Source organism: Streptomyces flavofungini, assembly GCF_030388665.1.
Classification (GTDB): Bacteria; Actinomycetota; Actinomycetes; order Streptomycetales; family Streptomycetaceae; genus Streptomyces; species Streptomyces flavofungini_A.
In genome coordinates, this window is sequence record NZ_CP128846.1 from 4,135,337 (window position 1) to 4,160,724 (window position 25,388).

Genomic DNA, 25,388 nt, shown 5'->3' on the forward strand with positions numbered 1-25,388 from the left:
TAGTGCCCGCATCCCGATTCGTCAAACTTGATTAGCTGGAAAAATCAGAGATTCTTTTCGCGTCCCGCGTCGTCCTGCTCAGGCGTCGTCGCCCGCGTGCCGCTCCCCCGTCGCCCACGGGTTCTCCTCGCCGTCCGCGAGGACCCCGACGAACGGTTCACCCTCACCGGCGAAGGTGTACGCACCGCCCTCGATGCGCTCGATCAGGCCCTGCGTCCAGATCTCGCCGCCCTCGGCCTGGTGCAGCCAGAGGTTCATGATCTCGCCGATGTGGCCGAGCTGTTCGGGCCCGTCCTCGGGGGTGTAGTACTCGGTGACGGACGCGCGCCAGTCGGCGAGACCGCTGATCCGCCGCTTGAGCAGCTCGATCACCTCGGCGCGCGGCAGGTCGACCATGAGGCCCACCGCGGCCGAGAGCATGTCGGGCTTCTGGTTGTACGTCGAGACCAACGCCTCACGGAGCAGGTCGAGGAACTCCTCGGTGCCCTTCTCCGTGATCTCGTACTCGGTGCGCGGCGGGCCCCCGGCCGTGGACGGCGCGGTCTCGTGCTCGTACAGCAGGCCCTGCTTCGCCATCTGCTTCAAGGCGTGGTAGATCGAGCCCGGCTTGGCGTTGGACCACTCGTGGGCGCCCCAGTACTCCAAGTCGTTGCGGACCTGGTAGCCGTGGGCCCGCCCGTGCTGGCGGACGGCCCCCAGGACCAGCAGCCGGATCGCCGACATTCACCACACCTCTCCGAGACGGCCGATCAACTTTGACCAGCGTATCCCTGGTCCATCGCGACCAGTTCGAAGGCCGTCCTGCCGTCCAGGGACTCCCTGATGATGTCGGCGTGCCCGGCGTGCCGGCCGATCTCCTCGACCAGGTGCAGCATCAGCCAGCGCATCGACACGGCGCCGTCGTCCGGGAACCAGGGCTGGTCCGGCAGCGGGAAGGTGTCGTCCAGGCTCGGCACCGCGCGGATGAACGCCTCCGTCTCCGCGGCCACCCCGTCCCAGAACGCCAGCACGTCGGCGAGCTTCTCGCCCTCGACGAGGCGGAAGCTGTCGCCCCAGGTCTCCTCGGTGCGCTGGCGCTCGTTGGGCTTCTGCTGAGCCAGGCGCAGCCAGTTCAGCTCGGTCTCCGCGACATGCTTGACCAGGCCTCCGAGGCTCAGCTCGCTGGCGCTCGGCCTGCTGGACGCCTGCTCGTCGCTGAGGCCGAGCACCGAGCGCCGGATGCCGCCGCGCTGGGCCTCGACGAAGGCGATGAGTGCGCCGCGCTCGTCGCCGGGAGCTTCCGCGTTGACGTGGGTGACCATGGTGTCCGCCTCTCTTCGCCCTGCCGGGCCGTCGGCCTGTCCGACACCACAAAAGCTACGGGCCATTGCGGACAGGTACTGTCCGCAATGGCCCGGGAATCGAAGAGAATTTTCGGCGGGCCGCCGTCCGACGGCCGCGCCCCGGTCAGAACGGGAAGCGCGAGCGCCCGTACTGCACCGAGATCCACTTGTGCGTCGTGAACGCCTCGATCGTCGCGTCGCCGTTGAGGCGGCCGACGCCCGAGTGCTTCTCGCCGCCGAAGGGCACGATCGGCTCGTCGTGGACCGTGCCGTCGTTGATGTGGATCATGCCGCTGTGGATGCGGTGGGCGAGGCGGACGCCGCGCTCGGTGTCGGCGGTGTGGACGGCGCCGCTGAGGCCGTACGGCGTGTCGTTGGCGATGCGGACGGCCTCGTCCTCGCCGTCGAAGGGCAGGATCAGGGCGACCGGGCCGAAGATCTCCTGGCGCAGCACGGGGGCGTCCTCGGGCAGGTCGGTGAGGACGGAGGGCGCGACCAGGTTGCCCTCGGTGCGGCCGTGCAGGAGGGCCGTGGCGCCCGCCTGGACGGTCTGTGCGACCAGCGACGAAACCCCGTCCGCCTGCGAGGAGTTGATGAGCGGGCCGATGTGGGTCTCCGGGGACGCCGGGTCGCCGACCTTCAGGGACTTGACCTTGGCGACGAACTTCTCGGTGAACTCGGCCTCCACGGAGCGGTCCACGAGGATGCGGTTCGCGGCCATGCAGACCTGGCCCTGGTGGACGAAGCGGCTGAACACGGCGGCGTCCACGGCGTAGTCCACGTCCGCGTCGTCCAGGACGATCAGGGCGCTGTTGCCGCCGAGTTCGAGGACGCAGCGCTTGAAGGTCTGGGCGCAGACGGTGGCGACGTGGCGGCCGACGGCGTCGGAGCCGGTGAAGGAGATGGCGCCGGGGACCGGGTGGTCGATGAGCGCGTCGCCGATCTCGGCGATGTCCGTGATGACGACGTTCAGGACGCCCGGGGGCAGACCGGCGTCCTCGAAGATCTTCGCGAGCAGGCTGCCGCCGAGCACCGGCGCGTTCTGGTGCGGCTTCAGGACGACGGCGTTGCCGAGCGCGATGGCCGGGGCGACCGACTTGATCGAGAGCAGGAAGGGGAAGTTGAAGGGGCTGATGACGCCGACGACGCCCACCGGGACGCGGTAGAGGCGGTTCTCCTTGGTGTCGTCCGGCGAGGGGAGTATGCGGCCCTGCGGGGTGAGCGCGAGATGTATCGCCTCGCGCAGGAACTCCTTGGCCAGATGCAGTTCGAAGCCGGCCTTGACGAGGGTGCCGCCGAGTTCGGCGACGATCGCTTCGGTGATCTCCGCCTCGCGGTCCTCGATGATGCGCAGCACGCGCTCGAAGACGGCACGCCGGGTGTAGGGATTGGTGGCGCCCCACGCCTCCTGGGCGCGCTGCGCCGCCCGGTAGGCCTGGTCCACCTCCTCCGCCGTGGCGACGGTGATCGACGCCAGCTTCTCCCCGTTGTACGGATTGAAGTCGATGATGTCCCAGGAACCGGAGCCGGCCTTCCACTCACCGTCGATGTACTGGTGAGCCAGATCGGTGAAGAAGGACATGACGCGAGACCCCTTGCCGCAGAGAGCAGACACCTGATTTCACGTCATCCTACTGACGATTCAGGTCAGTTGGAGTAGACCACGGAGAAGGTCACGACTGTCGGCCGGATTCGGACAGTCCTCCCGCAGCTCGGCCATCACCCGTTCGTACTGGGCGACTTCTTCGCGCTTGTCCAGATAAAGGGCGCCGGTGAGCTGCTCCAGATACACCACGTCCGACAGGTCGGACTCGGGGAAACTGAGCATCGTGAACGCCCCGGACTCGCCCGCGTGCCCACCGAACGTGAACGGCATGACCTGCAACGTCACGTTCGGGCGCTCGGAGATGTCGATCAGGTGCTGGATCTGACCGCGCATCACTTCCCGGTCGCCGTACGGCCGTCGCAGCGCGGCCTCGTCGAGGATGCACTGGAAGCGCGGCGCGCGCTCGGAGACGAGCAGCTTCTGGCGCTCCAGGCGCAGGGCCACCCGCCGGTCGACGTCCGCCTGGTTGATCCGGCCGCCGCGCCCGGAGCGACCGGACCGGCCGCCTCCACCCGCCTTGCCTGCGGCGGCGGCCTTCATGCCGCGCTCGACGACCGCGTGGGCGTACGCCTCGGTCTGCAACAGGCCGTTGATGAACTGGACTTCGTAGACACGGATGAGGGAGGCGGCGCCCTCCAGGCCGATGTATGTCTGGAACCAGCCGGGCAGGACGTCGGAGTAACTGTGCCACCAGCCCGTCAGGTTGGCCTCCTTGGCGAGTGACAGGAGCGCGTTGCGCTCGGCCTCGTCCATGACGCCATAGAGCGTGAGGAGGTCCTCGACGTCCCTCGACTTGAAGCTCACCCGTCCCAACTCCATGCGGCTGATCTTCGATTCGGAAGCGCGGATCGAGTAGCCCGCCGCCTCACGGGTGATGCCCCGCGACTCCCTCAGGCGCCTCAGCTGCGAGCCCAGCAGGATGCGCCGTACCACCGAGCCGCTCGACTCCCCAGCGGTCACTTCGCTCAGTCCTCCCCAAGGTGTGAGACCCGCAGTCTGCCATTAAACGCTTCAGGCCGTACTCGTTCGGTTACGGAAAGGGAAAGCCTCCGGAAGGTCTGCACAAGAAGTCGTAGGAAGAAATGGGCAAGAAGCGGCCTAGGAACGGTCAAGTCCGGCGCGTGCACGTGCATCTGCCCTTGCATCTGCTGTACGCATTCGGAACCATGGTCCGCGCGTCACCGCTGCGCCATCGCTGTGCCGCCCGGCTGTACCGACCGCGCCACCGCTTCATCGCTTTGTACCGCGAACCGCGAAAACCGGGGAGTGCCTCGCATGGGGACGAATGGATCGACCATGCTCGAGCCGTTACGGCAGGGCCTTCCTCCGCTCGACCCCTCCGCGGTCTCCAGTGCGGCCTCCTGCGCTCTTCCCGCCCGGTACGAAGCCGTGGGCAGCGCCCGGCAGTTCACCCGCAAGACCCTGGTGTCCTGGGAGCTGGAGGAGCGGTTCGACGACATCGCGCTGGTCGTCTCCGAACTCGTCACCAACGCCCTGCGGCACGCGCTGCCCGCGGACACCCCGCGCGCGGCGTGTCCCGTCGGCGCCGCCGAGGACGCGCCCGTGCGGCTGCACATGATGCGCTGGACCTCACGCCTGGTGTGCGCGGTACGGGACCCCAGCGACGACAGTCCGGTCGCGCGCGAGGAGGCGGAGGACGACTTCTCCGCGGAGTCGGGCCGCGGGCTCTTCCTGGTGGATTCCTTCAGCGACGGCTGGGGCTGGCACCCGCTCGCGGGCGCGCTGAACGGCAAGGTGGTGTGGGCGCTGTTCCAGCTGGCGTGACGCCAGGGGAACAGCCCACCCCCGTCTCCCGGAAATCCGTTTCGCGGTCCCTCGGGAAACCTCTCCCCGAGGGACCCCGCAGCGGTCGGCCGCCGAGCAGGACCGGCGGGGGTCAGCCGCCGATCAGGTCGTCGAACTCGCCGTCCTTCATGCCGAGCAGCATCGCTTCGATCTCGGCGCGCGTGTAGACGAGCGCGGGGCCCTCGGGGAACCGCGAGTTGCGGACGGCCACGTCGCCGCCCGGCAGCCTCGCGAACTCCACGCAGGCGCCCTGCGAATTGCTGTGCCTGCTCTTCTGCCAGACCACCCCGTGAAGATCCGTGGCGGCCATGCCGTTGAACACGTCGTGCACAGGTCGCTCCCCGGTGGTGCCGTGGCTGTCGTTGTAGCCGTCAACTGTCCCGGATCATAGCCGTGTTCATGTGCCGATGCATGGGCAGATGCACGTGCACGCGCCGTGGTGAGCTGGTTACAGCCCTTCCGCCGCCTCCCCAGTGCCCGCATGACATGCGAACGACGACCCCCGTCCATGATCTTCCGCGTCGAGTTCCCGCGCCGGGTTGTCCGGATCGAATACCTCGTGCCTCAAGACTCGTGCCGTAGGAACAGACGCAGCGGGAAGCGAAACGGCTGCGTTTTTGGCCGAAGACGCGGCGGGTACGGGTGCAAACAGGGGCGAAAGGGCGTGCTCTTCAGCGGGTGGCGGGCGGCAGCAGCGCCATCTCGCGGGCGTTCTTGATGGCTTTCGCCAGCTGCCGTTGCTGCCGCACAGTCACCCGGGTGACCCGACGGCTGCGGATCTTGCCCCGGTCGGAGATGAACTTCCGCAGCAGATCGGTGTCCTTGTAGTCGATGTACGTGATTCCGGCTTGATCCAGTGGGTTGGGACGGGACTTGAGGGGCTTGCCGCGGTCAGAGCGGCGCGAGGACAGTGCGGGGGACAACGTCAGACCTCCAGGAGGGCGTCGAAGGCGGGGGTGAGGGCCTGCCAGGCGGCGCGCCCGGCGGCGTACTCCTCGTCCGTGAGCAGGCAGGACTCCAGGACCGCCGCGAGTCCCTCGCGGTCCAGGCCGGGCGAGGTGAAGACCAGGTGCTGGCAGCAGTCCCCGTGCTCGGGGTGCCAGTCCAGGGCGGCGGCGGCCCGGCGCACCGGCGGCACCATCTCCCAGGCGGCGTCGGGCAGCGAGGCCAGCCACGGCCCCGCGTTCTCCACGCACAGCGCGCCGCCCGCCGCGTCCCAGGCGAGCAGCGTGTCGGGCCGGTCGGCGAGCCAGAAGCGGCCGCGGCTGCGGACGGCGGCGCAGGTCAGGTCCTCCAGGGCGGCGAAGAGCCGCTCCGGGTGGAAGGGCCTCTCGCGGTGCCACACGAACGTGCTCACGCCGCTCTCGTCGGCCTCGGCGGGCAGCAGCGCGCAGGCGGGGTGCTGGGCCGCGGCCGCCGCCTCCACGTCGAAGCCGCCGAGCGCGGCGCCCTCCCCCAAGCTCTCGAGGAGCGGGGAGGCACCCCCGTGGTCGCCGTGGCTGATCGGGACCTGGCGGGCGGTCGGATGGAGCTGGGCGAGCAGCGCGCGGTCCTCCGCGTCCGCGGCATCCGACTCCAGGACCGCGAGCACGGGCGCGTACTCCAGCTGACGCGCCCAGGTGTCGGCGACGGTGCGCTGGTCGGAGGCGGCCGCGGCGAGCCCGGCGTCGGCGAGGTCGTCGCCGTTGGCGAGGCAGGGCAGCAGCAGGCTCGGGTCGACGGCGGTGATCACGCCGCTCAGGCGCAGCGCGTCGGAGCCGTGCCCGGCGATGGCCTCGGCCATCGCCTTCGGCTCGACGGAGTCCCACAGCTCGACGACGGCGAGCCGGGTCAGACCGCTCGCCGCGAGCCGCTCCAGCTCGGGCACCAGGTCCTCGCGAAGCGCGCAGCAGGCGCAGTCGTTGACCAGCGGGGCCTCCCCGGTGGACAGGATTCCGCTCGCGTCGCGCACGGTCCGCGTGACGGTGCCGTACGCGGCGGTGGACAGGTCGTGGTGCAGGGCGACGCTGTCCGGCACGGAGGCGAGCAGCCGGTCGACGGCGGCGGCGCGGGCCTCGGTGTGCAGGCCCGCGACGACGGCGACGTCCATGCGGCCGGGGGTGCCGTGAGGGCGGCCGGAGCCCTGGGGGCCGCCGGCCCCGCGGGCGCCCATCAGCGCCCGCCGCCGTAACGGCGCTCGAAGCGCTCCACGCGGCCCGCGGTGTCCAGGACGCGCTGCTGGCCCGTGTAGAAGGGGTGGCTCGCGGAGGAGACCTCGACGTCGATGACGGGATAGGTGCGGCCGTCCTCCCAGACGACCGTCTTCTCACTGGTCGCCGTGGACCGGGTGAGGAAGGCGAAGTTCGCGGCCTTGTCGCGGAAGACGACGGGGCCGTACGGCGGGTGGATGCCGTCGCGCACGGGGATCAGCGCTCCTCTCGGAAGTCGACGTGGCGGCCGGCCACCGGGTCGTACTTGCGCAGGGTCAGGCGGTCGGGGTCGTTCCGGCGGTTCTTGCGGGTCACGTACGTGTATCCCGTTCCGGCCGTGGACCGGAGCTTGATGACGGGGCGGAGTTCGTTGCGAGCCATGAGGGCTAGTATATGAAAATGAATCCCGTTTCCAAATGAACGGGAGCGAATCCGACCGAGAGGTGCGTCACCATGTCCGCCCACTGCCAGCTCACCGGCGCGAAGCCCGGGTTCGGCAACCACATCTCGCACTCGCACCGGCGCACCCCGCGCCGCTTCGACGCGAACATCCAGCGCAAGCGCTACTGGCTCCCCAGCGAGGGCCGGTACGTACGCCTGCGACTGAGCGCCAAGGGCATCAAGACCGTCGACACCATCGGGATCGAGGCCGCCGTGGCCAGGATCCGTGCGCGCGGGGTGAAGGTCTGATGGCCAAGAAGAGCAAGATCGCGAAGAACGAGCGGCGGCGCGAGATCGTCGCCCGGTACGCGGCCCGGCGGGCCGAGCTGAAGGAGATCATCCGGCGCCCGGACACCCCGGAGGACGAACGGCTCGCCGCCCGGCGGGAATTGGACCGCCAGCCCCGGGACGCCAGCGCCACCCGGGTGCGCAACCGCGACAGCGTGGACGGGCGTCCCCGCGGATACGTAGGCATGTTCGGGCTCTCCAGGGTGCGCCTCCGGGCGCAGGCCCACGCCGGATTCCTGCCCGGCGTCCGCAAATCCTCCTGGTAGCTTGGCGCGCGATTCGACGGGCCACGGCCCGGAACAGAGCTCCACATAGGGGGACTTCAGTGCACACGCGTGTCCGCAGCATGACGATCGGCGCCGCGGTGGCCTCGGTGGCCGCCGCGCTCGTCCTGACCGGTTGCAGCAGCGACGGCGACGACAAGGCCGACGGCGACAAGGGCAAGGACAAGGGAGCGTCGGACAGCGCCTCCAAGACGCCGGGCGACTCCGGCTCCGACTCCGGTGCCGACGGCGAGGACGTCTCGGGCGAGGACCTGGAAGGCAGCTGGGTCGCCACGACCGGCGGCAAGCCGGTCGCCCTCGTGATCAGCAAGAGCCGGGCGACGCTGGTCGGCGAGCACGTGTGCAACGGCTTCGCCGCGGTCGGCGGGGAGCGGACGGTCAAGTTGAAGTGCGCCGACGGCGACATGGACCGCACCAAGGGCACGATCGACTCCGTCGACGGCAAGACGCTGAAGATCACCTGGGAGGGCTTCGGGAAGGACGAGTTCCTGCGGACGAAGGGCGGGAAGCTGCCGGAGGGGCTGCCCACGGCGGACATTCCGCAGTCCTAGCGCGGATGTTCCGCCGTCCTGGCGCGGACATTCCGCCGTCCTGGCGCGGATGTTCCGCAGCCCTGGCGGAGTGCGGCGGGCCCGCGGCGGCGGCCGCGGCGCCGCCGCACCACCCGTGCGCCGGCTCATCGGGTCGTGGGGTCCTCCGGACCCTGCGGCCCGTCGGTGTTTTCTGTACGTGCGTCTGCACGCGCGTCCGTACGTGCGTCTGTACGCGTGTCCGCGCGTGCGTCTGTACGCGGGTCCGCGCGTGCGTGGGCGTCGGTGCCGTCGACCAGCATCGGTGGGGGTGCGGTGTCCAGGGCGTCGGAGAGGTCGTCGAGGGCGCGCAGGAGGAGGGTGCCGCCGCGGCGGACGACGCGGTCGGGGCCGTCGCCCGGTTCCCAGGCGTCCAGGACGTCGCGGACCGGGCCCCACGCGGGTACGCGGCGCTCGCGCACGGCCTGGGCGCCCCGCTCGGTGGCGGTGCGCAGGGCGTCCGCGAGGGCCGCGGCCGCCGGGACCGGGGGCGTGCCGCGGTCCGGCAGGTGGGCCTCCAGGAGCATGGCGACCCGGCCGAGCTGGGACAGGGCTTGCGCGGCGTCGGCGGCCGCCGCGCGGGAGAGACCGCGGTGGCGCACGGGTTCGTGCTCGGCCCGGGCCAGGGCCTCCTGCCAGGAGATGCGAGCGGCGCGGGCGGCGAGGAGGGCCGTGCGGACGTCGGGGCAGTTCTTGCCCGCGGGGTCGGCGTAGTGGGCGACGACGGCCGCGGCGTAGCGGCCGGTCGCCGCGAGCCGGTCGGCGAGGCGGGTGCGCAGGCGCGGGGTCTCCCAGGCCGGGTACAGGGCGTACGCCGCCATGGCGAGGAGGCCGCCGATGAGGGTGAGGACGACGCGTTCCGGGACCGTCTGGGTCCACTGTTCGCCGCCCATGCCGAGGAGGAGGACGACGTACGCGGCGACGCAGGCCTGGGCGGCGAACTGGCCCGTGCGCATCAGGAGGTACATCAGGCCGGCGCTCGCCGCGGCGAGGGCGCCCGAGAGGTAGGTGCCCGGGTGGGCCAGTTGGACCAGGGCGGTGGCCAGGGCCACGCCCACGAGGGTGCCGCCGAAGCGGGCGACCGCGCGGGCGTAGGTCTGGGAGAAGTCGGGGCGCATGACCATGACGGCGGCCATGGGGGCCCAGTAGCCGTGGCCGAGGGGGAGGAGGGTGCCGACGGCGTAGCTCGCCACGGTGACCGTCGTGACGCGCAGGGCGTGCCGGGTCACCGGGGAGCGGTGGTCGAGGTCCGCGCGCATGGCCTTCGCGGCGGCGGGGACCAGGGCCGTCAGACCCGGGCGGACGAGGTTGCCGTCGGCCCGGGGGCGCGCCTGGCCCGGCGCGGGGGTGGGCGTGGAGGTGCCCGCCGCCACCTCCACGACGTCGCGCAGGAGGGTGCCGAGGCGCGTGGCCGCCCGGTGGGGCGGGCCCTTGAGGAGGGCGCCGGTGTCGGGGGTGCGGAAGGTGGAGATCGCCGCGGGCGGCAGGTCCACCGGGGTGCCGTGGCGGATGGCGCGGGCCGCCGCGTCGAGGATGGCGCCCGCGGCGGCGAGGAGTTCGCGGACCCGGTCGCGTTCAGGGCCCTTGGCCGGGGCGCCGATGGCCGGGTCGGCGAGGGACGCGAGGACGGGGCGGATGCGTTCGGCGAGGCCGCGGGCGCCGTGGAGTTCGGCGGGGCGGGTGCGGGCCTGGCCCGGGGTGATGTGGGCGGCCGCGCGGGCCGTCATCAGCGGGGCCGGGTCGAAGGGCGCCACCGGGTCGTGGCGCAGTCGGCGCGCGTAGTCCGCCTCGGCGGCCAGGGCGTCGGCGAGGGCGTCGCGGTGGGCGCCCCAGCGGCGTACCGGGAAGACGATCACCAGGGCCGCCTGGACGGCGCCGCCCACGACCATCATCGCGGCGTGCCCGGCCGCGGCGGCGACGGAGGTGGGCAGGGTGATCGTGACCAGCATGATCGCCACGTTCGAGGTGGCGATCAGGCCGATCGTCGGGCCCGCCGCCCAGCTCAGGCCCGCCAGGAAGGTCCACAGGGCGAGGAGGGCCAGAAAGAGGAGGAGGTGGCTGCCGGTGAGGTAGCCGAGGAAGGTGGAGATCGCGAGGCTGGTGCCGGAGGCGATGGCGAGTTCGGGGCGGGGGCGCCAGCTGCGCTGGAAGGTGGCGATGGCGGCCTGGAACGCGCCGAAGGCCGAGCTGGCGGCGACGGCGGGGCCGAAGAGCGCGAGGCTCGCGCCGATCACGAGCGCGAGCCCGGCGGCTCCGCGCAGGGCGACGAGGGGTTCGAGGCGGGTGCGCTCCACGGCCAGCCCCGACCGCGTCGTCTGCCGCAGCGCCCGCCACCAGGTCACAGTGCGATCGTACGGGGGTTTGGGATGAAGCAGGCGGTTTGTGGGTGTCCGTCCACAAGTGCGGGCGGACGGTCAGGCGGGGCCGGGCAGGGTCAGACGGGCTGGTGGGTGCTCTCGGCGAGGCGGGCGCGGACCGCGTCCAGGTACTCCTCGATCGCGTCCCGGTTCCGGGTCAGGCACTCCACCCGCCGCGTCATGCTGTCCCGCTCCCGCTCAAGGGTGGCCAGCATCTCCGGCGTGGCGTCCGGGAAGTGGATGACGCGGGGCTTGTCCAGGCAGGGCAGGATCTGCTTGATGAGCCGCGTGGGCAGCCCCGCGTCGAGGAGGCCCCGGATCTGCAGGACCCGGTCGACGCACGCCTCGTCGTACACGCGGTAGCCGTTGGCCGCGCGACCGGCGACGATCAGCCCCTGTTCCTCGTAGTAGCGCAGCAGCCTGCGGGGCGTGCCGGTGCGTTCCGACAGCTCTCCGATGCGCATGCCCACTCCCCCGCTCGCCCCTGAGTCCCTCACGCTTCCCCTCCGGGAAGTCTCACCCGCGCGTGCAGGCTGGCGTGCGTGGCCGCCGCGGCCCCCTCGGCCCAGCCCGCGCCGTCCCGTACGCCGCGCACCCGCGTGGTGGTCGTCTCCGGGAACATCCGCTCCGTCCGGTCGGCGACCGCGACGTCCCGGGCGGCGAGCACCGGAAGCAGCGCCCCGCCCCCACCGGGCTCCTCGTGGGTGACGGGCGCGGCGGCGGCTTCGAGGCGGGCGCCGACGCGCTGGGCGTACGCCATCCAGAAGGCCTGCCGGAACGTCTTGGTGCGCTTGCGCCCGCCCGCGCGCTGCCCGGCCTCCGCCGTCGTCATGGCGGCGAGGCCCTGCACGAGCAGGGAGGTGTACAGCAGCTCCACCACCTCCAGGTCGGCCTCGAAGCCGACGACGGTGCTGAAGCCGAGGGACTCGTTCCACACCGCGCGGCAGCGGTTCGCGCCGGCGACGGCGTCGAGGAGGATCGCCTTGGCGGTCTCGTACGGGGCGTCGACGCCGACGCGGCAGGCCCCGGGCGTGTCCGGGGCGTGCGTACGGGCGGCGAGCAGCGCCTCGTCGACGCTGTGCCGGGCCATCAGCTCCTGCGCCTTCGCGGTCAGCGCCTCCGCCTCCTGCGGGTAGCCGGTCGCCTCGGCCTTGGCGAGCAGGGCGCGGATGCGGGTGAGGGCGCGCGGCTCGTCGTCGCGGTGCGGCGGCGGTACGTGCAGCGGGGTGCCGGGCGCCGGACCGACGGGCTCGATCGGGGGCAGCCGCAGGAGGAGGCGGTAGAGGGCGAGTACGGCGGTGGCGTGCGTGAAGCGGTCGGGCCCCCGCCAGGGTTCGTGGGCGTCGAGCGCGGCGAGCTGCGCGGGCCAGCGGGCGGGCAGCGGGCCGGGGGCGTAGCGGAGGGTCTCGGTACGGATCAGGGCGGCGGCCAGGCGTACGTGGGGCTCGTCGAGGTCGCGGCGGACCAGGCGCAGGACGTCGGCGGGCTGCCAGCCGCGCTCCCAGGCGCGCCGCAGCAACTCCTCGCCCCGTGCGGCGAGTTCGGCGTCGGCGGAGGGGTCGGCGGCGAGGAGGGAGGCGCCGGTGTCGAGGCCTTCGTGGGGGTCGGCGGAGCGGTTGCCGCGGCCGGTGGTGCCGCGACTGGTGTTGCCGCGCCCGGTGCGGTGCGCCCCCTCGGGCCGACCGGCATCCGCGTCCGCCCCGTACAGCGCCGCCGCGAACGCCCTGTCGATCACCGAATCCATACCCCTAAGGGTAGGCCTGGCCCTACCTTCGACCGGCCCGCCAGTGGTCGTGAGCGCGAGGCTCCCGCGCGGTTGGCTCGGGGCATGGTTCTTGCGTCGCTACGGGCCCGGTGGGCCGGATTCCTGGGTGCCTTCGTCGCCGTCGCCCTCGGCGTTGCCTTGATCGCCGCGACGGGGGTGGGACTCGCGGCGAGTGTGCGCGCGCCGGAGCGCGAGCCGGTGCGGTTCGCCGATTCGCCAGTGGTGGTGGCGGGCCGGGACACGCTGACGGTGCCGGTGCGGCGCGGCCCCGAGGTCCGCCACGTCACGAAGCGGCTCGTTCATCCACACCCTGTGGACAACGAACTCCTGCGCGAACTGCGCCACCTCGGCCCGCTCAGCCCCGGTCGCCCCCACCCCGCCCAGACCCGTACAGACCGTACGGCACCGGACGCCGTCGGCCTCGACGCGCCCGCCGCCCGGGTGCGCGCCGTCGTCGCCGCGTCCGGCACCGGCGCCCGCGTCCTGACCGGCGCCGACCGCCGCCGGGTCGACCCGGACACCGAACGGGACGCGCGGGCGCTGGTCGCCGTGAACGCGTTCCTCGGCACGGCGGGCGGGGTCGCCGCGTTCGTGTCGGCGTTCGTGACCGCGTCGACGTTCGCGTTCGTGGTCGCGCTGCGGCGGCGCGAGTTCGGGCTGCTCCGGGCGGCCGGGGCGAGCCGGGGGCAGGTGCGGCGGTGGCTGCTCGCCGAGGCCCTCGCGGTGGGCGCGGTGGCGTCGGCGGCCGGGTGCGCGGGCGGGGCGTGGGCGGCGCCGGTGCTCGCGCGGGCGCTGGTGGACACGGAGGTGGCGCCGCCGTGGTTCACGGTCGACGGCGGCCCCGCCGGATTCGCCTGGACCTGGTGGCCGTACCAACTCGCCTTCTGGACCGGCCTGCTCGTGGCCCTCGCCGGATCGTGGAGCGCGGCGCGCCGGGCGGGCCGGGTGAGCCCCGTGGAGGCGCTGCGCGAGGCGTCGCTCGACACCGGCGTGATGCCGCTCGGCCGCCGCGTCGCGGGTGCCGTGCTGCTCGCGGGCGGGGTGGGGCTGCTCGCGTGGACGCTGTGGACGGAGCCGTCGGACCTGCTCAAGCGCAAGACGTACACGACACAGCCGATGATCCTGTCGACGGGGGTGGCGGCGCTCGCGCCAGTGCTGGTGCGGTACGTCGTGGCGCTGTTCCGTCGGCCACGGTTGCGCTTCGGGGGGAGCGCGGGCGCGGCCGGGGGCCGGAAGGAAGGGCCGCGCGGGCCCAGGAGCCGGGGCGCGGGGCCGAGCAGGCCCAGGAGCTGGGCGACCGTCGCCCGCATCGCCCGCGCCAACGCCGCCGGTTCCGTGCGCCGCACCGCCGCCGTCGCCGCCCCCGTCCTCGTCACCGTCGCCACCGCGGGCTGCCTGCTCGGCTCCGCCGCGACGGTCGGCGCGGCCAAGGCGACCGAGGCGAGGGACCGCACCGCCGCCCAACTGATCGTCACTGGCGACGACTTGAGGCAGCCGGGACGGATCCCCGGGGCGACGGTCGCGGCGTCGGCGAGCACCGCCGTCTTCGTGCGCGAGGACGGCGACACCGCGCTGCTCCGCGCCGAGGCGCGCGCCGTGACCGACCCGGCGGCGTTCGCGGCGACGCACCGGCTGCCCGTGGTCGCCGGTGACCTGCGCCGCCTCGACGACCGCTCGATCGTCGTCAACGAGGAGTGGGAGCGCCACCGCGTCGGCGAGCACGTCGACGTGTGGCTCGGCGACGGCCGCCGGACGCGGCTGCGGATCGCGGCGGTCCTCGCGCGCGGCACCGGCGACAACGGCGCCTATGTGACGGCCCGCAACGCCCCCGCCGCCCCGCTCGACCGCGTCGACGTCCGCCTGCGGGACGGCGCCGACGCCACGGCCGTCGCGGCGGCGCTGCGGACGACCGGCGGGCAGGTGCGCACGGCCGGGGAGTGGCTGGCCGCCGAGTACCCCGGCATGAAGCACCAGACGCGCCTCGGCCTGCAGATGCTGCTCGCGCTCTGCCTCGCGTACACGGCGATCTCGCTGGCGAGCACGCAGCTGATGACGGCCCCCGTACGCGCCCCCGAGCTGCGCTCGCTGCGCCTCCTCGGCGCCGCGCCCGGCCAGATACGGCTCGTGGTGGCCGCCGAGGCGGTCCTCGCGGTGGCGGTGGGCGCGGTGCTCGGCCTCGCGGTGACCCTCGTCGGCCTCGGCGGCCTCAGCGCGGGCCTCGCGCGGCTGTCGGCACCGGCGGGCGTGGTGGTGCCGTGGGACGTGATGGGGGCGTGCGTGGGGGTGCTCGCGGTGGTGGCAGTGGGGGCGGGGGTGGTGGGGTGCAGGAGGCAGGCGGCGTGAGGGCCGGGCGCCTTGGGGGGCAGGCGGCCTGAGGGGGGCAAGCGGCCTGAGGGGCAGGCGGCCCGACGGGCAGACGGCCAGACGGCCAGGCGGCCAGGCGGCCAGGCGGCCCGACGGATAGGCGGACAGACGGCCAGATGGCCCGACGGACAGACGGCCCGAGGGTCTCCCCCTGGTCGTCCTACGAGTCTCCGCCCTCGTCGATCAGCCGCCGCACCTCCCGCTCGACCAGGCCCAGGCGGGCCTCGGCGACGAGCGGCACCATGCGGCGCTGGCGGCGGGCCTCACGGACGTCGATGTCGACGGTGACCAGGGCCGGTTCCCACTTCGGTGCCTGGGCGACGACGGTGCCGCGCGGATCCACGACCCGGGAGCCGCCCCAGAACGTGGCGCCGTTCTCGTTGCCCACGCGGTTCACGAAGACGACCCAGCACTGGAGCATGCGGGCGGTGTACGACAGCAGGGTGTCCCAGTACAGGCCGGTGTCCATGGCCTCCGGGTCGAGGCTCGCGGCGCTGTTCGTCGGTACGACGATGACCTCGGCGCCGTCCTGCACGGCGAGCCAGGGCAGGACGGGCTGCCAGGCGTCGTTGCAGACGAGGGTAGCGGCGCGGCCGTGGTTGCCGGGCAGGTCGTACGCGCGCAGGTGCTGGCCGGGGCTGACGTGCTTGCGCTCCTCCCAGGCGAGGTAGTTGGGCAGGTACAGCTTGCGGTGGGCGTGCAGGAGGGCGCCGCCCGCGTAGTAGGCGGAGGTGTTGTACGCCCGCAGGCTGGTGTGCTCGTGCAGGCCGACCAGGACGTCGGGGCCGTGCAGGGACAGGCCGAGGAGGCGGGGGTCGTCGGCCGCGAGGGAGGTGTCACGGCGCAGGGCGCCCAGGTGGTAGCCGTGCAGGCTCAGCTCCGGGAACACGACGAGGTCGGCGCCCTGGGCCCCGGCCTGCGCCACCTGCTCCCGGGCGACGTCCAGGTTCTCGTCCACCTCGCCCAGCACGCAGTCCGTCTGCGCCAACGCCACTCGCATGCCCCGAGCCTCGCAGCAGCCTCGCGCGACGGCATGCGGGCGGGGGCCAGCCGGGTTCTGACGACGCGGGGTCGCCGCGCCCTGCGGAGGCCCGCACGGCGTCCGCCCGGGGTCCCGGGACGACGCAGGATGACGGCACGGCGCCGCCGCACCCTGCGGAAGCCCGTGCAGGGTCCGCCGGGGTCCCGGGACGACGCGGGATGACGGCACGGCGCCGCCGCACCCTGCGGAAGCCCGCACGGCACCTACCCGAACCCCGGCGACGCGAGGTGACCGCGCTGCCCCGCCGCACCCTGCACGGACCCGCCTCCGCGCGATGGAGCCGCTGTCGGCAGTGCGCCGCGTCCGACAGAAACGGGTGGGCGGGTGGGAGAGGGCCGCCGCGCAGCGGCGGGCCTGGGGAAGGCGCCGGGGGCAAGCCGCGGACGGCAGGGGCACCAGGCCTGCGCAAGGCGTGGGGCCCCCGGGCGGCGGCCCTCCCGGCGCGGGGCGAGGCGGCACGGGGCATGGGGCGGCACGGGGCCCGGCAGGGCGAGGCCCGGCAGGGCGAGGCCCGGCGGGGCGGGGCCCGGCGGGGCGGCGCGTGGCGGCGCGTGGCGGCGCGTGGGGGGGGCGTTGTCAGTGGTGGGTGGCATCGTCGGGGGTATGAGCAGGGGTCGGTGGGTGGTCGCTGAGGCGGACGGGGGCGTCTGCCTCGCCGTGGCCGTGGGTGAGGACGGGCAGCCCGTCGGCGGCCTCGAGCGGCACGGCGGCCTCGCCGAAGCCGTGCGCGCCCACCCCGAGGCGGAGCGGTGGGTGTGGCAGTCCACGGCGGCCGGCTATCCGCGGGTCCTCGCGGCGGGCGGCCGCGTGGAGCGCTGCTACGACGTGGAGGCCGCCGAGCTGCTGCTCCTCGGCCACGAGGGCCGCCTCGGCGAACCCCGCTCGGCCGCCGCCGCCTGGGCCCGCCTGCACCGAAGACCCGTACCGCCCGATCCCCCGCCCCGCGCGGCCGAACCGGGCTCCCAGGACTCCCTCTTCGAGCCGACCCCGGCGCCTCCCCTCCCCCTGGAAGCCCTCCTGGAGGTGTACGCCGACCAGCTCCGGCGGCACGACGCCACCGCCCACCCCGGCCGCATGCGCCTGCTGACCGCCGCCGAGTCCGCGGGCATGCTCGTCGCCGCCGAGATGAACGCCGCAGGCCTGCCCTGGCGCGCCGACGTGCACAAGGACCTCCTGCGCGAACTCCTCGGCGAGCGCTACGGCGGCAGCGGCGAGCCCCGCAGGCTCGCCGAGCTCGCGGACGAGGTGTCCGCCGCGTTCGGCCACCGCGTGCGCCCCGACCTGCCCGCCGAGGTCGTGAAGGCGTTCGCCCGCGCCGGGATCCGGATCAAGTCGACGCGCAAGTGGGAGCTGGAGGAGATCGACCACCCCGCGGTCAAGCCCCTCCTGGAGTACAAGACGCTGTACCGGATCTGGACGGCCCACGGCTGGTCCTGGCTCCAGGACTGGGTCCACGACGGCCGCTTCCGCCCCGAGTACACCCCGGGCGGCACCGTCTCCGGACGCTGGACCACGAACGGCGGCGGCGCCCTGCAGATCCCGAAGGTCATCCGCCGTGCCGTGGTCGCCGACCCCGGCTGGCGCCTGGTCGTCGCCGACGCCGACCAGATGGAGCCGCGCGTCCTCGCCGCGATCTCCCGCGACCGGGGCCTGATGGACGTGGCGGGCAGCGAGGAGGACCTCTACACCCGCCTCTCCGACCGCGCGTTCTCCGGCGACCGCGAGCACGCCAAGCTGGCGCTGCTCGGCGCGGTGTACGGCCAGACGTCCGGCGACGGCCTGAAGAACCTCGCCGCCCTGCGCCGCCGCTTCCCGCTGGCCGTCGCGTACGTCGACGACGCCGCGAAGGCGGGCGAGGAGGGCCGCCTCGTACGGACCTGGCTCGGCCGCACCAGCCCCCCGGCCGCCGGGGCGGCGGACGACGACGGCGGCGAGGCGGGCATCCCCCAGGAGCCGGACGCCCCCCAGCAGACCTCCCCGGGCAGCGAGTTCACCCCCGGGTACGCCTCCACCGACGCCCGCGCCCGCGGCCGCTTCACCCGTAACTTCGTCGTCCAGGGCAGCGCCGCCGACTGGGCCCTCCTCATGCTCGCCGCCTTGCGCAGAGCCACCGCGGGGATGCGTGCCGAGCTGGTCTTCTTCCAGCACGACGAGGTGATCGTGCACTGCCCCGAGGAGGAGGCCGAGGCCGTCGCCGCGGCGGTGCGCGAGGCGGGGGACCTCGCGGGCAGGATCGCGTTCGGCGAGACGCCGGTGCGGTTCCCGTTCACGGTGGCCGTGGTGGAGTGCTACGCCGACGCCAAGTGACGCCCCGGTCCGGGGCAGTTCACGCCAGCCGTTCCTTGAGCTCCGCGACCACCCTGGCGTTGACGCCGTCCAGGGATTCGAGGGCCGCGAGGGCCGCCTCCCACTGCGCGTGCGCCTCCCGCGTGCGGCCCTCGGCACTCAGCAGCAGCCCGTACTGGTGGCGGGCGAGCCCCGCCATGTGCGTGTCGCCGCGGTGCTCGGCGCGGTCCAGGAGCAGCGCGCACTCGCGCGCCGCGTCCTGCGCGCGGGCGAGTGCGCGCAGGGCGCGGACCAGGCCGAGGCGGGACTGGGACTCCCCGTGCCAGTCCTGGTACTCGCCGTGGAGCCGCAGCGACTCCTCGAAGTGGTCGCGGGCGGCGGCGGGTTCGCCGAGGGTGAGGCGGGCGTAGCCGATGTTGCAGTGGGCGGACTGGCGCACGACGAGGTGGCCGATGCGTTCGCCGATGGCGAGGCTGCGCTCGTGGTGGGTGATGGCGGCGCGGGCGTCGGTGTGCTCGTAGAGGTTGCCGAGATGGCTGTACGTGATGGCCTCGCTCAGCGGGTCGTCGAGCCCCCGGGCCAGGTCGAGGGCCTGACGCAGGGCGGCGGCGGACTCGTCGTGCCGGCCGAGGCCTTCGAGGAGGAGGCCCCGGTGGTTCAGGGCCCGCCGCACGGCGGAGGTGTCACCGAGGTCCCGCCACAGTTCGAGTGCCTCGTCGTTGAGCGCCAGCGCCTCACCCGCGCGGCCCGCCATGAACCGGTGCCCCGCGAGGTCGGACAGCGCCTGCGCGCTCGCCCCCGGCTCACCGTGCCGCCGCGCGGCGGCCACGGCGAGGGCGCAGAGCCGGCCCAACTCGGTGAGCCTGCCCCGGCGTTGCAGATACGGGAAGAGGTGCCGGACGAGCCGGGGCACGAGCCCGCCGGCGTCGTGGGTGTGGCGCTCGGTGAGCGTGACGACGTTCCCCAGCTCCTGGTCGGCCCAGGCGAAGGCCCGGTCGGGGGTGGGGAAGGTGAGGGTGCCGGGGTCGCCCCCGCCCTCACCCCCGCCCCCGCCCTCACCCCCGCCGCCGGGCTCTCCTAGGCGGTCCCTCTTGTCCTGACTGTCCGGCATGATCACGAGGAGGGCGTTCCTGGCGGTGGTCGCGTACCAGTCGAGGGCCGCGCGGTCGGCCGACTCCGGGGCGGGGGCGGCGTGTTCGCGGGCGAAGTCGCGGACCAGGTCGTGGGGTGCGTAGCGGCCGTACGCGATCTCGTCGAGCAGGGCGACGTCGACGAGGCGGTCGAGGGCGGACTGGGCGCGGCGGCGGGGCAGGCCGAGGAGCCGGGCGAGCAGCGGGGCGCCGTACTCCGGCAGGTCGAGGGCGCCGACGGCGCACAGGGCGCGGGCGGCGTCCCGGTCGCTCTCGCGGTCGGACGTGCGCAGTGAGTCGAGGGCGACGTCCAAGGAGCGGCGTACGCTCAAGTCGTCGTGTTCCAGGTGGTGCAGCCGCTCCCCGCAGTCGGCGAGGAGGCCGGCGAGCGCGTCCGGCGTGAGCGCGCTGCGGGCGGCGAGGCGGGCCGCGACGACACGCAGGGCCAGCGGCAGGCGGCCCGCGAGCGCCACCAGCGGATGGGCGGCGTCGAGCCCGTCCCTGCCGGATGCCGCCCGGAGCAGCGCGGCGCTGTCCGCGTCGGACAGCGGCCGCAGCGGGAAGCGGGCCGCGCCGTCGAGCGCGGTGAGCTGCGAACGGCTCGTCACGATGACGGCGCAGCCGGGCCCGCCGGGCAGCAGCGGCCGCACCTGCGCGGCGCTCGCGGCGTCGTCCAGGACAAGGAGTGTCCGGGTCGGCGCGAGCAGGGACCGCAGCAACGCGGCGGCCGCGTCGGGGTCTTCGGGCGCGTGCCGCGCCTCGGTCCCGAGGTCCCGCAGGAGCGCGGCGAGGGCCTGGCCGGGGGTGAGCGGGGTCATGCCGGGGGTGGCGCCGTGCAGGTTCAGGTAGAGCTGGCCGTCGGGGAAGGCGGCGCGCAGTTCGTGCGCGGTGTGGACGGCGAGCGCGCTCTTGCCCACGCCGGCCATCCCGGCGAGTACCGCCACCCGGGGGCGGCCTTCGCGCACCTCGGGCCGCGAGGGCGCCTCGGGTGCGCCCCCTCCTCCGGTGAGCAGCTCCCGAAGCCGTCGGGACTGGGCCGCGCGCCCGGTGAAGTGGGGTGGCTTGGGAGGGAGTTGGGCGGGGCGGGGCAGTCGGGTGGGCGCGGAGGCGGTCTGCCGGCCACCGGCCAGGAGGGCCCGGGGCGGACCGGGAAGCTGTTCTGCCCCTGGGGGCTGAGGCGCTGGCGGGGGCTGATGAGCCACCGAGGACTGATCCGCCGCCGAGAGCTGATGCGCCACCGAGGGCTGGTCCGCCACCGAGGACTGATCCGCCACCGAGGGCTGACGAGCTACCGAGGGCTGGTCCGCCACCGAGGACTGACGAGCCAGCGAGGGCTGGTCCGCCACCGAGGGCTGGTCCGCCGAGGAAAGCTGTTCCACAGCCGGGGACGGTTCCGCCGACGAGGGCTGTTTCGATGTCCGGGACGGCGAAGGCTCCTGGGGCGGCGTCCCCGGTCGGGACGGCGGCCGTCGCTCGGGGGCGTTCCGCTTCGGGGGCTCGGGGTGCGGGTGCGGGTGCGGTCGGACGGGAGGCGGAGCGGTGCCGGTACGCGGCGGGTCCGCGTCGGCCGCCGGAGCGCCCCGGCCCCCACCCGCGCCCCCGCGCAGAATCTCGCCGTGCGCCTCCCGCACCGCCTCCCCGGGCTCCACGCCCAGCTCGTCGACGAGGCGGCGGCGGAGCGCGCGGTGGACGGCGAGGGCCTCCGCCTGGCGCCCGGTGCGGTGCAGCAGGAGCATCAGCTGGCGGTGGAAGGTCTCGCGGAGCGGGTGCTCGGCGACGAGCGAGGACAGCTCCGGGGTGCGGAAGGCGAGTTCGGCGAGACGGCGGCCGGGCGCGATGGCGGCGGCTTCGAGGAGCGCGTCGTAACGGCACTCCAGGAGCAGGAGCCGGGACTCTTCGAGGCGTTGGACGAGGGCGTGGCCCGCGGTGGCCGTCGGCAGGCCGGACAGCGGCGTGCCGCGCCAGAGGGCGAGGGCCGCGCGGGCGGACTCCTCGACGGCGGCCCAGTCGCGGTCGGCGTGCGCGGCGCGGGCCTGCGCGAAGCGGCGTTCGAAGAGGCGTACGTCGAGTTCGCCGTCGTCGACGCGGAGGCGGTAGCCGGGCGGTACGGCCCGCAGCCGGTCGGGGTCGTCCAGGAGGCGGCGCAGCCGGGTCACGTGGTTCTGCAGGGAGGCGCGCGCGGACGCGGGCGGGCCCTCGGCCCACAGCGCCTCCTTCAGCGCGTCGGCGGAGACCACGCGGTCGGGTTCCAGGAGCAGCGCGGCGAGCAGGGCGCGGGCCTTGGGGCTGCGTACGGGATGCGGTTCGCCTGCGGCGTCGTACACGGCGGGCACGCCGAGGAGCCCGAACCGCAGCTCGTCCGCCATGCTCGCCCAACTCCCCGTCACCGCCGGTCCGGACGTCCGGCCGGGTTCGGCCGGCGCTCCTTCCGAACGGCCGTTGGGCACATGTTAGCGATCTGTTGGCGGGGCCTGATGGGATCACTACATCGGACCTGGCCCCGCCGGTGCGTGCGCTAAGCGCGTGGCTCGGGGGAGTGTCGCCGCCGCGGCCGGGTCCGCCCAAGCTGGCCTCTGGCCCTGAGCAGGTGCCCCGTTGCGGTGGGACGGGGGCGCCGTCGATCGGCCTGCGGCCTCGTCCTCAAACGCCGGACGGGCTGGGACCGGCTGGTCGTCGCCCTCGGGTGGCACAGCCTCCACCCAATCGCGCTCCGCGCCCGTCCTCAAACGCCGGACAGGCTGGGACCGGCTGGTCGTCGCCCTCGGGTGGCACAGCCTCCACCCAATCGCGCTCCGCGCCCGTCCTCAAACGCCGGACAGGCTGAATGTCTCCCGGGCGGCCGGGATGCCGCCGCCCGAGCGAGGCGGAAGCACGCTCACGTCACCGGCAGTCGCACCGTGAACACGGAGCCCTTGCCCCGCTCGCTCTCCACCCCCACCGTCCCCCCGTGCGCCTGCACGAGGTTGCGGACGATGGCCAGACCCAGGCCGCTGCCGCCGGTTGCCCGGGTGCGGGACTTGTCGGCTCGCCAGAAGCGGTCGAAGACGTGGGGGAGGTCGCCGGGGGCGATGCCGGTGCCGGTGTCGGAGACCTCGATCAGCACGCCCGCGTCCGCGCCGACGCCCGCGTTCCGGCAGCTCACCGTCACCTCTCCGCCCGCCGGGGTGTGGCGGATCGCGTTGGAGACGAGGTTGCCGATGGCCTGGCGCAGGCGCAGGGGGTCGGCGGTGAGCCAGGGGTCACCGGTGGCGCGGGCGGTGAGGCGGACGCCGGCCGCGTCCGCGCGGGCCTGGTGGGCGGCCACGACCTGGTCGGCGAGTTCCACGGCCCGGACGGGCTCGCGGTGCAGACGCAGGGTGCCCGCGTCGGCGGCGGCGAGGTCCTGGAGGTCGTTGACGATGTGCTGGAGGAGCAGGGCCTCCTCAAGGAGCGAGGTGACGAGTTCCGGGTCGGTCGCGACGACGCCGTCCTCCGCGGCCTCCAGCCAGCCGCGGATGTTGGACAGCGGTGTCCGCAGCTCGTGCGCGACGTCGCTGACCATCGCCTTGCGCTGCTCCTCCAGGGCCTTGCGGTGCGCGGCCATGTCGTTGAACGCGGCGGCGAGCTGGCTGATCTCCCCGGCCGAGCGGGCGGGCACGGGCTCGGTGGCCTCGCCGGTCTTCATGCGCTGCGTCGCCGTGGTGAGGGCGCGCAGCGGCCGGGTGAGACGGGTCGCGGCGAACGCGGTGGCGGCCACGGTCACGGCGAGGATCGCGGCGGCGAGCCCGACCAGGCGGGTGGTGTTGGCGCCGGACAGCTGGAAGCCGCTGTCGGAGGGGCGGGAGCCGTCCGGGCTGGTGATGAACAGGAGCGCGGGCGACGACACGTACGGGCCGAGCTGTTCGCGGCGGGCGCTGTCGATGCAGCTCGCGGCGAGCGCCTCCTCGGCCTGCTCGGCCTCGCTGCGGGCGGCCTTGGCCTTGCGCGCCGCGTCCGCCTCCTGGCGCGGGGTCTGAGCGGGCGCGTCCCTGGACGGGGGCGGTGTGCCGCCGGGGGTGGACGGCGTCGGCTCCGGGGCGACCTGCGGGATGCTCGCCAGGTAGAGGCGCGGGGTGCCGCCGCGGCCGATGGTGAGGCCGAACTTCACGGGCTCGGAGCCCTTGCGGCGCATGCAGGCCCAGGCCAGCTTGTTGACCTTGTCGAGGGCCTTGCGCTCGGTCGCGGTGATGTTGATCAGGTCGCCGGAGCCGCAGCTGTAGTCCGTCACGCGGCTGTCGGCGTCCTCGGGCACCTGGACGTGCGGGCGCCCGCTCGGGCCGACGACGAGCTTGGCGTCGACGCCCCGGTCCCGCAGGCAGGCCACGTTCCTCTCGGCGATCGCCCGCAGCGTGCGGCGCTCGCTCTCGGGCAGCCGGAAGGGGCCGACGGCCCGCGGGTCGATGCGGTCGACGGCGCCGGTCCCGGTGCCGAGGCCCGCGCCGGTGCCGAGGCCGGTGCCGCCGGGGTCGCCGCCGCTGCCGCCGGGATCACCGCCGACGCCGCCGAAGCCGCCGTCGGCTTCGGGCGCCCGCGACTCCTTCGTCGGCGCCTCGCCCGGGACGGGCGCGGGGTCGGGTCCGACGGTGGCGCCGGCCCCCGTGTCCGACAGCCCGTCCTTCCGGCCCGCCGCCAGCGTCGAGTCGACGGCGAGCGGGTCCACGACGGCGGACGCGCGCGCGGGCAGCCGCGCCCCGCGCTCCCCACCCGGCCCGGCGGAGTCGGCGATGACCTTGCGGTTCTCGGTGGTGAGCGCGATGCGGCGGCCGGTGTCGGCGGCGAGCCTGCGGACCGTGCGGTCGGCTTCGCGCCAGTTGGGGCGGGTGGCCGCGAGGCCGAGGAGCTTGTCGTAGATCCGGGCGTCGTCGGCGAGCACCTGCCCCTGCTCCTGCCGGATCGCGCCGGACGTGGTCTGCGCGGCGAGCCAGGCGGTGGCGGCGATCGACATGACGGAGACGAGCACGGAGACGGCGAGCAGCCGGGTCAGCAGGCTCTTGCGTACGGGGACGCGGGTGCGGGCGGCGCCGTCGGCCTCCCGCCTACGCCTCATGGGAAGCCGCCGCCCCGTAGTGCGCGACGAGTTTGTACCCGACGCCGAACACCGTCACGAGCCGCTGCGGCGACCGCGGGTTCGCCTCGATCTTCTTGCGCAGATTCAGTACGTGGACGTCGACGGTCCGCGCGGATATGTACCCCGACGAGCCGTGGATCCGATCCAGGAGCTGCGGCCGCGTGAACACCCGCTCCGGTTCGGCGGCGAGCGCGGCGAGCAGCTCGAACTCGCCGGGCGTGCACTCGACCCGGCGTTCGTCCACGGTCACCTCGTGCCGCCGCTCGTCCACGACGAGGCCCCCGGCCCGCAGCACCCGGGCGTCCGGGTCGGGCGGCGGCAGATGCGCGGTGCCTCCGGCGCGCCGCAGCAGGGTGCGGACGCGGGCCATCAGCTCGCGGGGGCTGTAGGGCTTGGTGAGGTAGTCGTCGGCGCCCAGGTCGAGGCCGAGGAGCAGGTCGTCCTCGGTGGAGCGGGCGGTCAGCATGAGGATCGGCAGCGTGCTGGCGCCGGGGGCCGCGCCGGGCCCCGGGTGCTCCCCGGGCCGGGGCCCCGCGCGCAGCACGCGGGTCACGCCGAGGCCGTCGACCTCCGGCATCATCACGTCGAGGATGAGCAGGTCGGGCGCGTGCCGCCGGACCTGTTCGAGCGCGGCCCGGCCGTCGTGGACGACGCCGACCGTGTGACCCTCGCGCTCCAGATAGCGGCGGATGAGGTCGGCCTGTTTCTCGTCGTCCTCCGCGACCAGGACAAAAGCGCACATGCGCCCGAGCATAAGTGGACCTCCGCGGTCCACGACCGTCCCGGGAACGCCCTGACAGGAATCAAACAACTCCCCGCACCGGCCGCGGGCCGAGGGCTCCCGGCCCGCCGA

Annotated in this window: 22 protein-coding genes; 6 read left to right on the forward strand and 16 right to left on the reverse strand. The window is 74.3% G+C overall.

Translation table 11 applies throughout. The features are described 5' to 3' along the window. Window positions 1–78 precede the first annotated feature (78 nt). From QUY26_RS17045 to QUY26_RS17060, 4 genes are all read right to left on the reverse strand, one after another. The gene (locus tag QUY26_RS17045; protein WP_289947527.1) at window positions 79–723 is read right to left on the reverse strand and encodes a PadR family transcriptional regulator; all 645 of its coding nucleotides are present in this window, start codon (window positions 721–723) and stop codon (window positions 79–81) included. 26 nt (window positions 724–749) lie between these two features. Next, a complete protein-coding gene (locus QUY26_RS17050; protein ID WP_289947528.1) occupies window positions 750–1,301 on the reverse strand; it encodes a DinB family protein in 552 nt (183 codons plus the stop codon). A 145-nt stretch (window positions 1,302–1,446) separates the two neighbouring features. Next, window positions 1,447–2,904, reverse strand: coding sequence for an aldehyde dehydrogenase family protein (locus QUY26_RS17055; protein ID WP_289947529.1), 1,458 nt, complete (start codon window positions 2,902–2,904; stop codon window positions 1,447–1,449). 60 nt (window positions 2,905–2,964) lie between these two features. Next, a complete protein-coding gene (locus QUY26_RS17060; RefSeq protein WP_289947531.1) occupies window positions 2,965–3,888 on the reverse strand; it encodes a helix-turn-helix domain-containing protein in 924 nt (307 codons plus the stop codon). Window positions 3,889–4,203: 315 nt separating this feature from the next. On the opposite strand from QUY26_RS17060, the gene QUY26_RS17065 reads away from it, so the two are divergent. Continuing rightward, a complete protein-coding gene (locus tag QUY26_RS17065; protein ID WP_289947534.1) occupies window positions 4,204–4,713 on the forward strand; it encodes an ATP-binding protein in 510 nt (169 codons plus the stop codon). Window positions 4,714–4,825: 112 nt separating this feature from the next. On the opposite strand, the gene QUY26_RS17070 is transcribed toward QUY26_RS17065, so the two are convergent. The 5 genes from QUY26_RS17070 to rpmG form a co-directional block, all read right to left on the reverse strand. Then, a complete protein-coding gene (locus QUY26_RS17070) occupies window positions 4,826–5,044 on the reverse strand; it encodes a DUF397 domain-containing protein (RefSeq protein WP_289955785.1) in 219 nt (72 codons plus the stop codon). Between the two features lie 361 nt (window positions 5,045–5,405). Beyond that, entirely contained in the window at window positions 5,406–5,657 is a 252-nt protein-coding gene (gene rpsR / locus QUY26_RS17075; RefSeq protein WP_436840347.1) for a 30S ribosomal protein S18, read from the reverse strand. A gap of 2 nt (window positions 5,658–5,659) precedes the next feature. Beyond that, the gene (locus QUY26_RS17080) at window positions 5,660–6,823 is read right to left on the reverse strand and encodes a CobW family GTP-binding protein (RefSeq protein ID WP_289947536.1); all 1,164 of its coding nucleotides are present in this window, start codon (window positions 6,821–6,823) and stop codon (window positions 5,660–5,662) included. 62 nt (window positions 6,824–6,885) lie between these two features. Continuing rightward, entirely contained in the window at window positions 6,886–7,134 is a 249-nt protein-coding gene (locus QUY26_RS17085; protein WP_289947538.1) for a type B 50S ribosomal protein L31, read from the reverse strand. A 5-nt stretch (window positions 7,135–7,139) separates the two neighbouring features. After that, window positions 7,140–7,304 (reverse strand): 50S ribosomal protein L33, encoded by a 165-nt coding sequence (gene rpmG, locus QUY26_RS17090; protein WP_030361075.1) that lies wholly within the window; start codon window positions 7,302–7,304, stop codon window positions 7,140–7,142. Window positions 7,305–7,376: 72 nt separating this feature from the next. Between rpmG and rpmB the strand changes: the two genes are divergently transcribed. Genes rpmB through QUY26_RS17105 form a run of 3 tightly spaced genes read left to right on the forward strand, consistent with a single transcriptional unit; the run spans window position 7,377 to window position 8,487 of the window. Next, a complete protein-coding gene (rpmB, locus tag QUY26_RS17095; protein WP_030361076.1) occupies window positions 7,377–7,613 on the forward strand; it encodes a 50S ribosomal protein L28 in 237 nt (78 codons plus the stop codon). Beyond that, complete coding sequence (rpsN, locus tag QUY26_RS17100; protein WP_289947545.1) at window positions 7,613–7,918, forward strand: 30S ribosomal protein S14; 306 nt, start codon at window positions 7,613–7,615, stop codon at window positions 7,916–7,918. The genes rpmB and rpsN overlap by 1 nt, the downstream gene beginning before the upstream one ends. 59 nt (window positions 7,919–7,977) lie before the next feature. After that, a complete protein-coding gene (locus QUY26_RS17105; RefSeq protein ID WP_289947546.1) occupies window positions 7,978–8,487 on the forward strand; it encodes a hypothetical protein in 510 nt (169 codons plus the stop codon). 125 nt (window positions 8,488–8,612) lie between these two features. Here QUY26_RS17105 and QUY26_RS17110 read toward each other — a convergent pair whose 3' ends face one another. From QUY26_RS17110 to QUY26_RS17120, 3 genes are all read right to left on the reverse strand, one after another. Then, window positions 8,613–10,847, reverse strand: coding sequence for an FUSC family protein (locus QUY26_RS17110; RefSeq protein WP_289947548.1), 2,235 nt, complete (start codon window positions 10,845–10,847; stop codon window positions 8,613–8,615). 92 nt (window positions 10,848–10,939) lie between these two features. Next, window positions 10,940–11,326 carry a MerR family transcriptional regulator gene (locus QUY26_RS17115; RefSeq protein WP_289947550.1) on the reverse strand — a complete coding sequence of 129 codons (387 nt, stop codon included), beginning with the start codon at window positions 11,324–11,326 and terminating at the stop codon, window positions 10,940–10,942. Window positions 11,327–11,355: 29 nt separating this feature from the next. Then, a complete protein-coding gene (locus QUY26_RS17120) occupies window positions 11,356–12,606 on the reverse strand; it encodes a DUF2786 domain-containing protein (RefSeq protein WP_289947552.1) in 1,251 nt (416 codons plus the stop codon). Window positions 12,607–12,690: 84 nt separating this feature from the next. On the opposite strand from QUY26_RS17120, the gene QUY26_RS17125 reads away from it, so the two are divergent. After that, window positions 12,691–14,970: an FtsX-like permease family protein gene (locus QUY26_RS17125; RefSeq protein WP_289947553.1), complete on the forward strand. Its 2,280-nt coding sequence runs from the start codon at window positions 12,691–12,693 to the stop codon at window positions 14,968–14,970. Window positions 14,971–15,151: 181 nt separating this feature from the next. On the opposite strand, the gene QUY26_RS17130 is transcribed toward QUY26_RS17125, so the two are convergent. Then, window positions 15,152–15,991, reverse strand: a complete 840-nt coding sequence (locus QUY26_RS17130) for a nitrilase-related carbon-nitrogen hydrolase (protein ID WP_289947554.1) — start codon at window positions 15,989–15,991, stop codon at window positions 15,152–15,154. 645 nt (window positions 15,992–16,636) lie between these two features. On the opposite strand from QUY26_RS17130, the gene QUY26_RS17135 reads away from it, so the two are divergent. Then, on the forward strand, window positions 16,637–18,340 hold the full coding sequence (locus QUY26_RS17135; RefSeq protein WP_289947555.1) for a bifunctional 3'-5' exonuclease/DNA polymerase: 1,704 nt from the start codon (window positions 16,637–16,639) through the stop codon (window positions 18,338–18,340). 19 nt (window positions 18,341–18,359) lie between these two features. Here QUY26_RS17135 and QUY26_RS17140 read toward each other — a convergent pair whose 3' ends face one another. The 3 genes from QUY26_RS17140 to QUY26_RS17150 all read right to left on the reverse strand — a co-directional run bounded on the left by QUY26_RS17140 (window position 18,360) and on the right by QUY26_RS17150 (window position 25,277). Then, window positions 18,360–21,815, reverse strand: coding sequence for a BTAD domain-containing putative transcriptional regulator (locus QUY26_RS17140; RefSeq protein WP_289947556.1), 3,456 nt, complete (start codon window positions 21,813–21,815; stop codon window positions 18,360–18,362). Between the two features lie 509 nt (window positions 21,816–22,324). Further along, a complete protein-coding gene (locus QUY26_RS17145) occupies window positions 22,325–24,514 on the reverse strand; it encodes a sensor histidine kinase (RefSeq protein WP_289947557.1) in 2,190 nt (729 codons plus the stop codon). Next, window positions 24,504–25,277, reverse strand: coding sequence for a response regulator transcription factor (locus QUY26_RS17150; protein ID WP_289947558.1), 774 nt, complete (start codon window positions 25,275–25,277; stop codon window positions 24,504–24,506). The genes QUY26_RS17145 and QUY26_RS17150 overlap by 11 nt, the downstream gene beginning before the upstream one ends. Window positions 25,278–25,388: the final 111 nt, after the last annotated feature.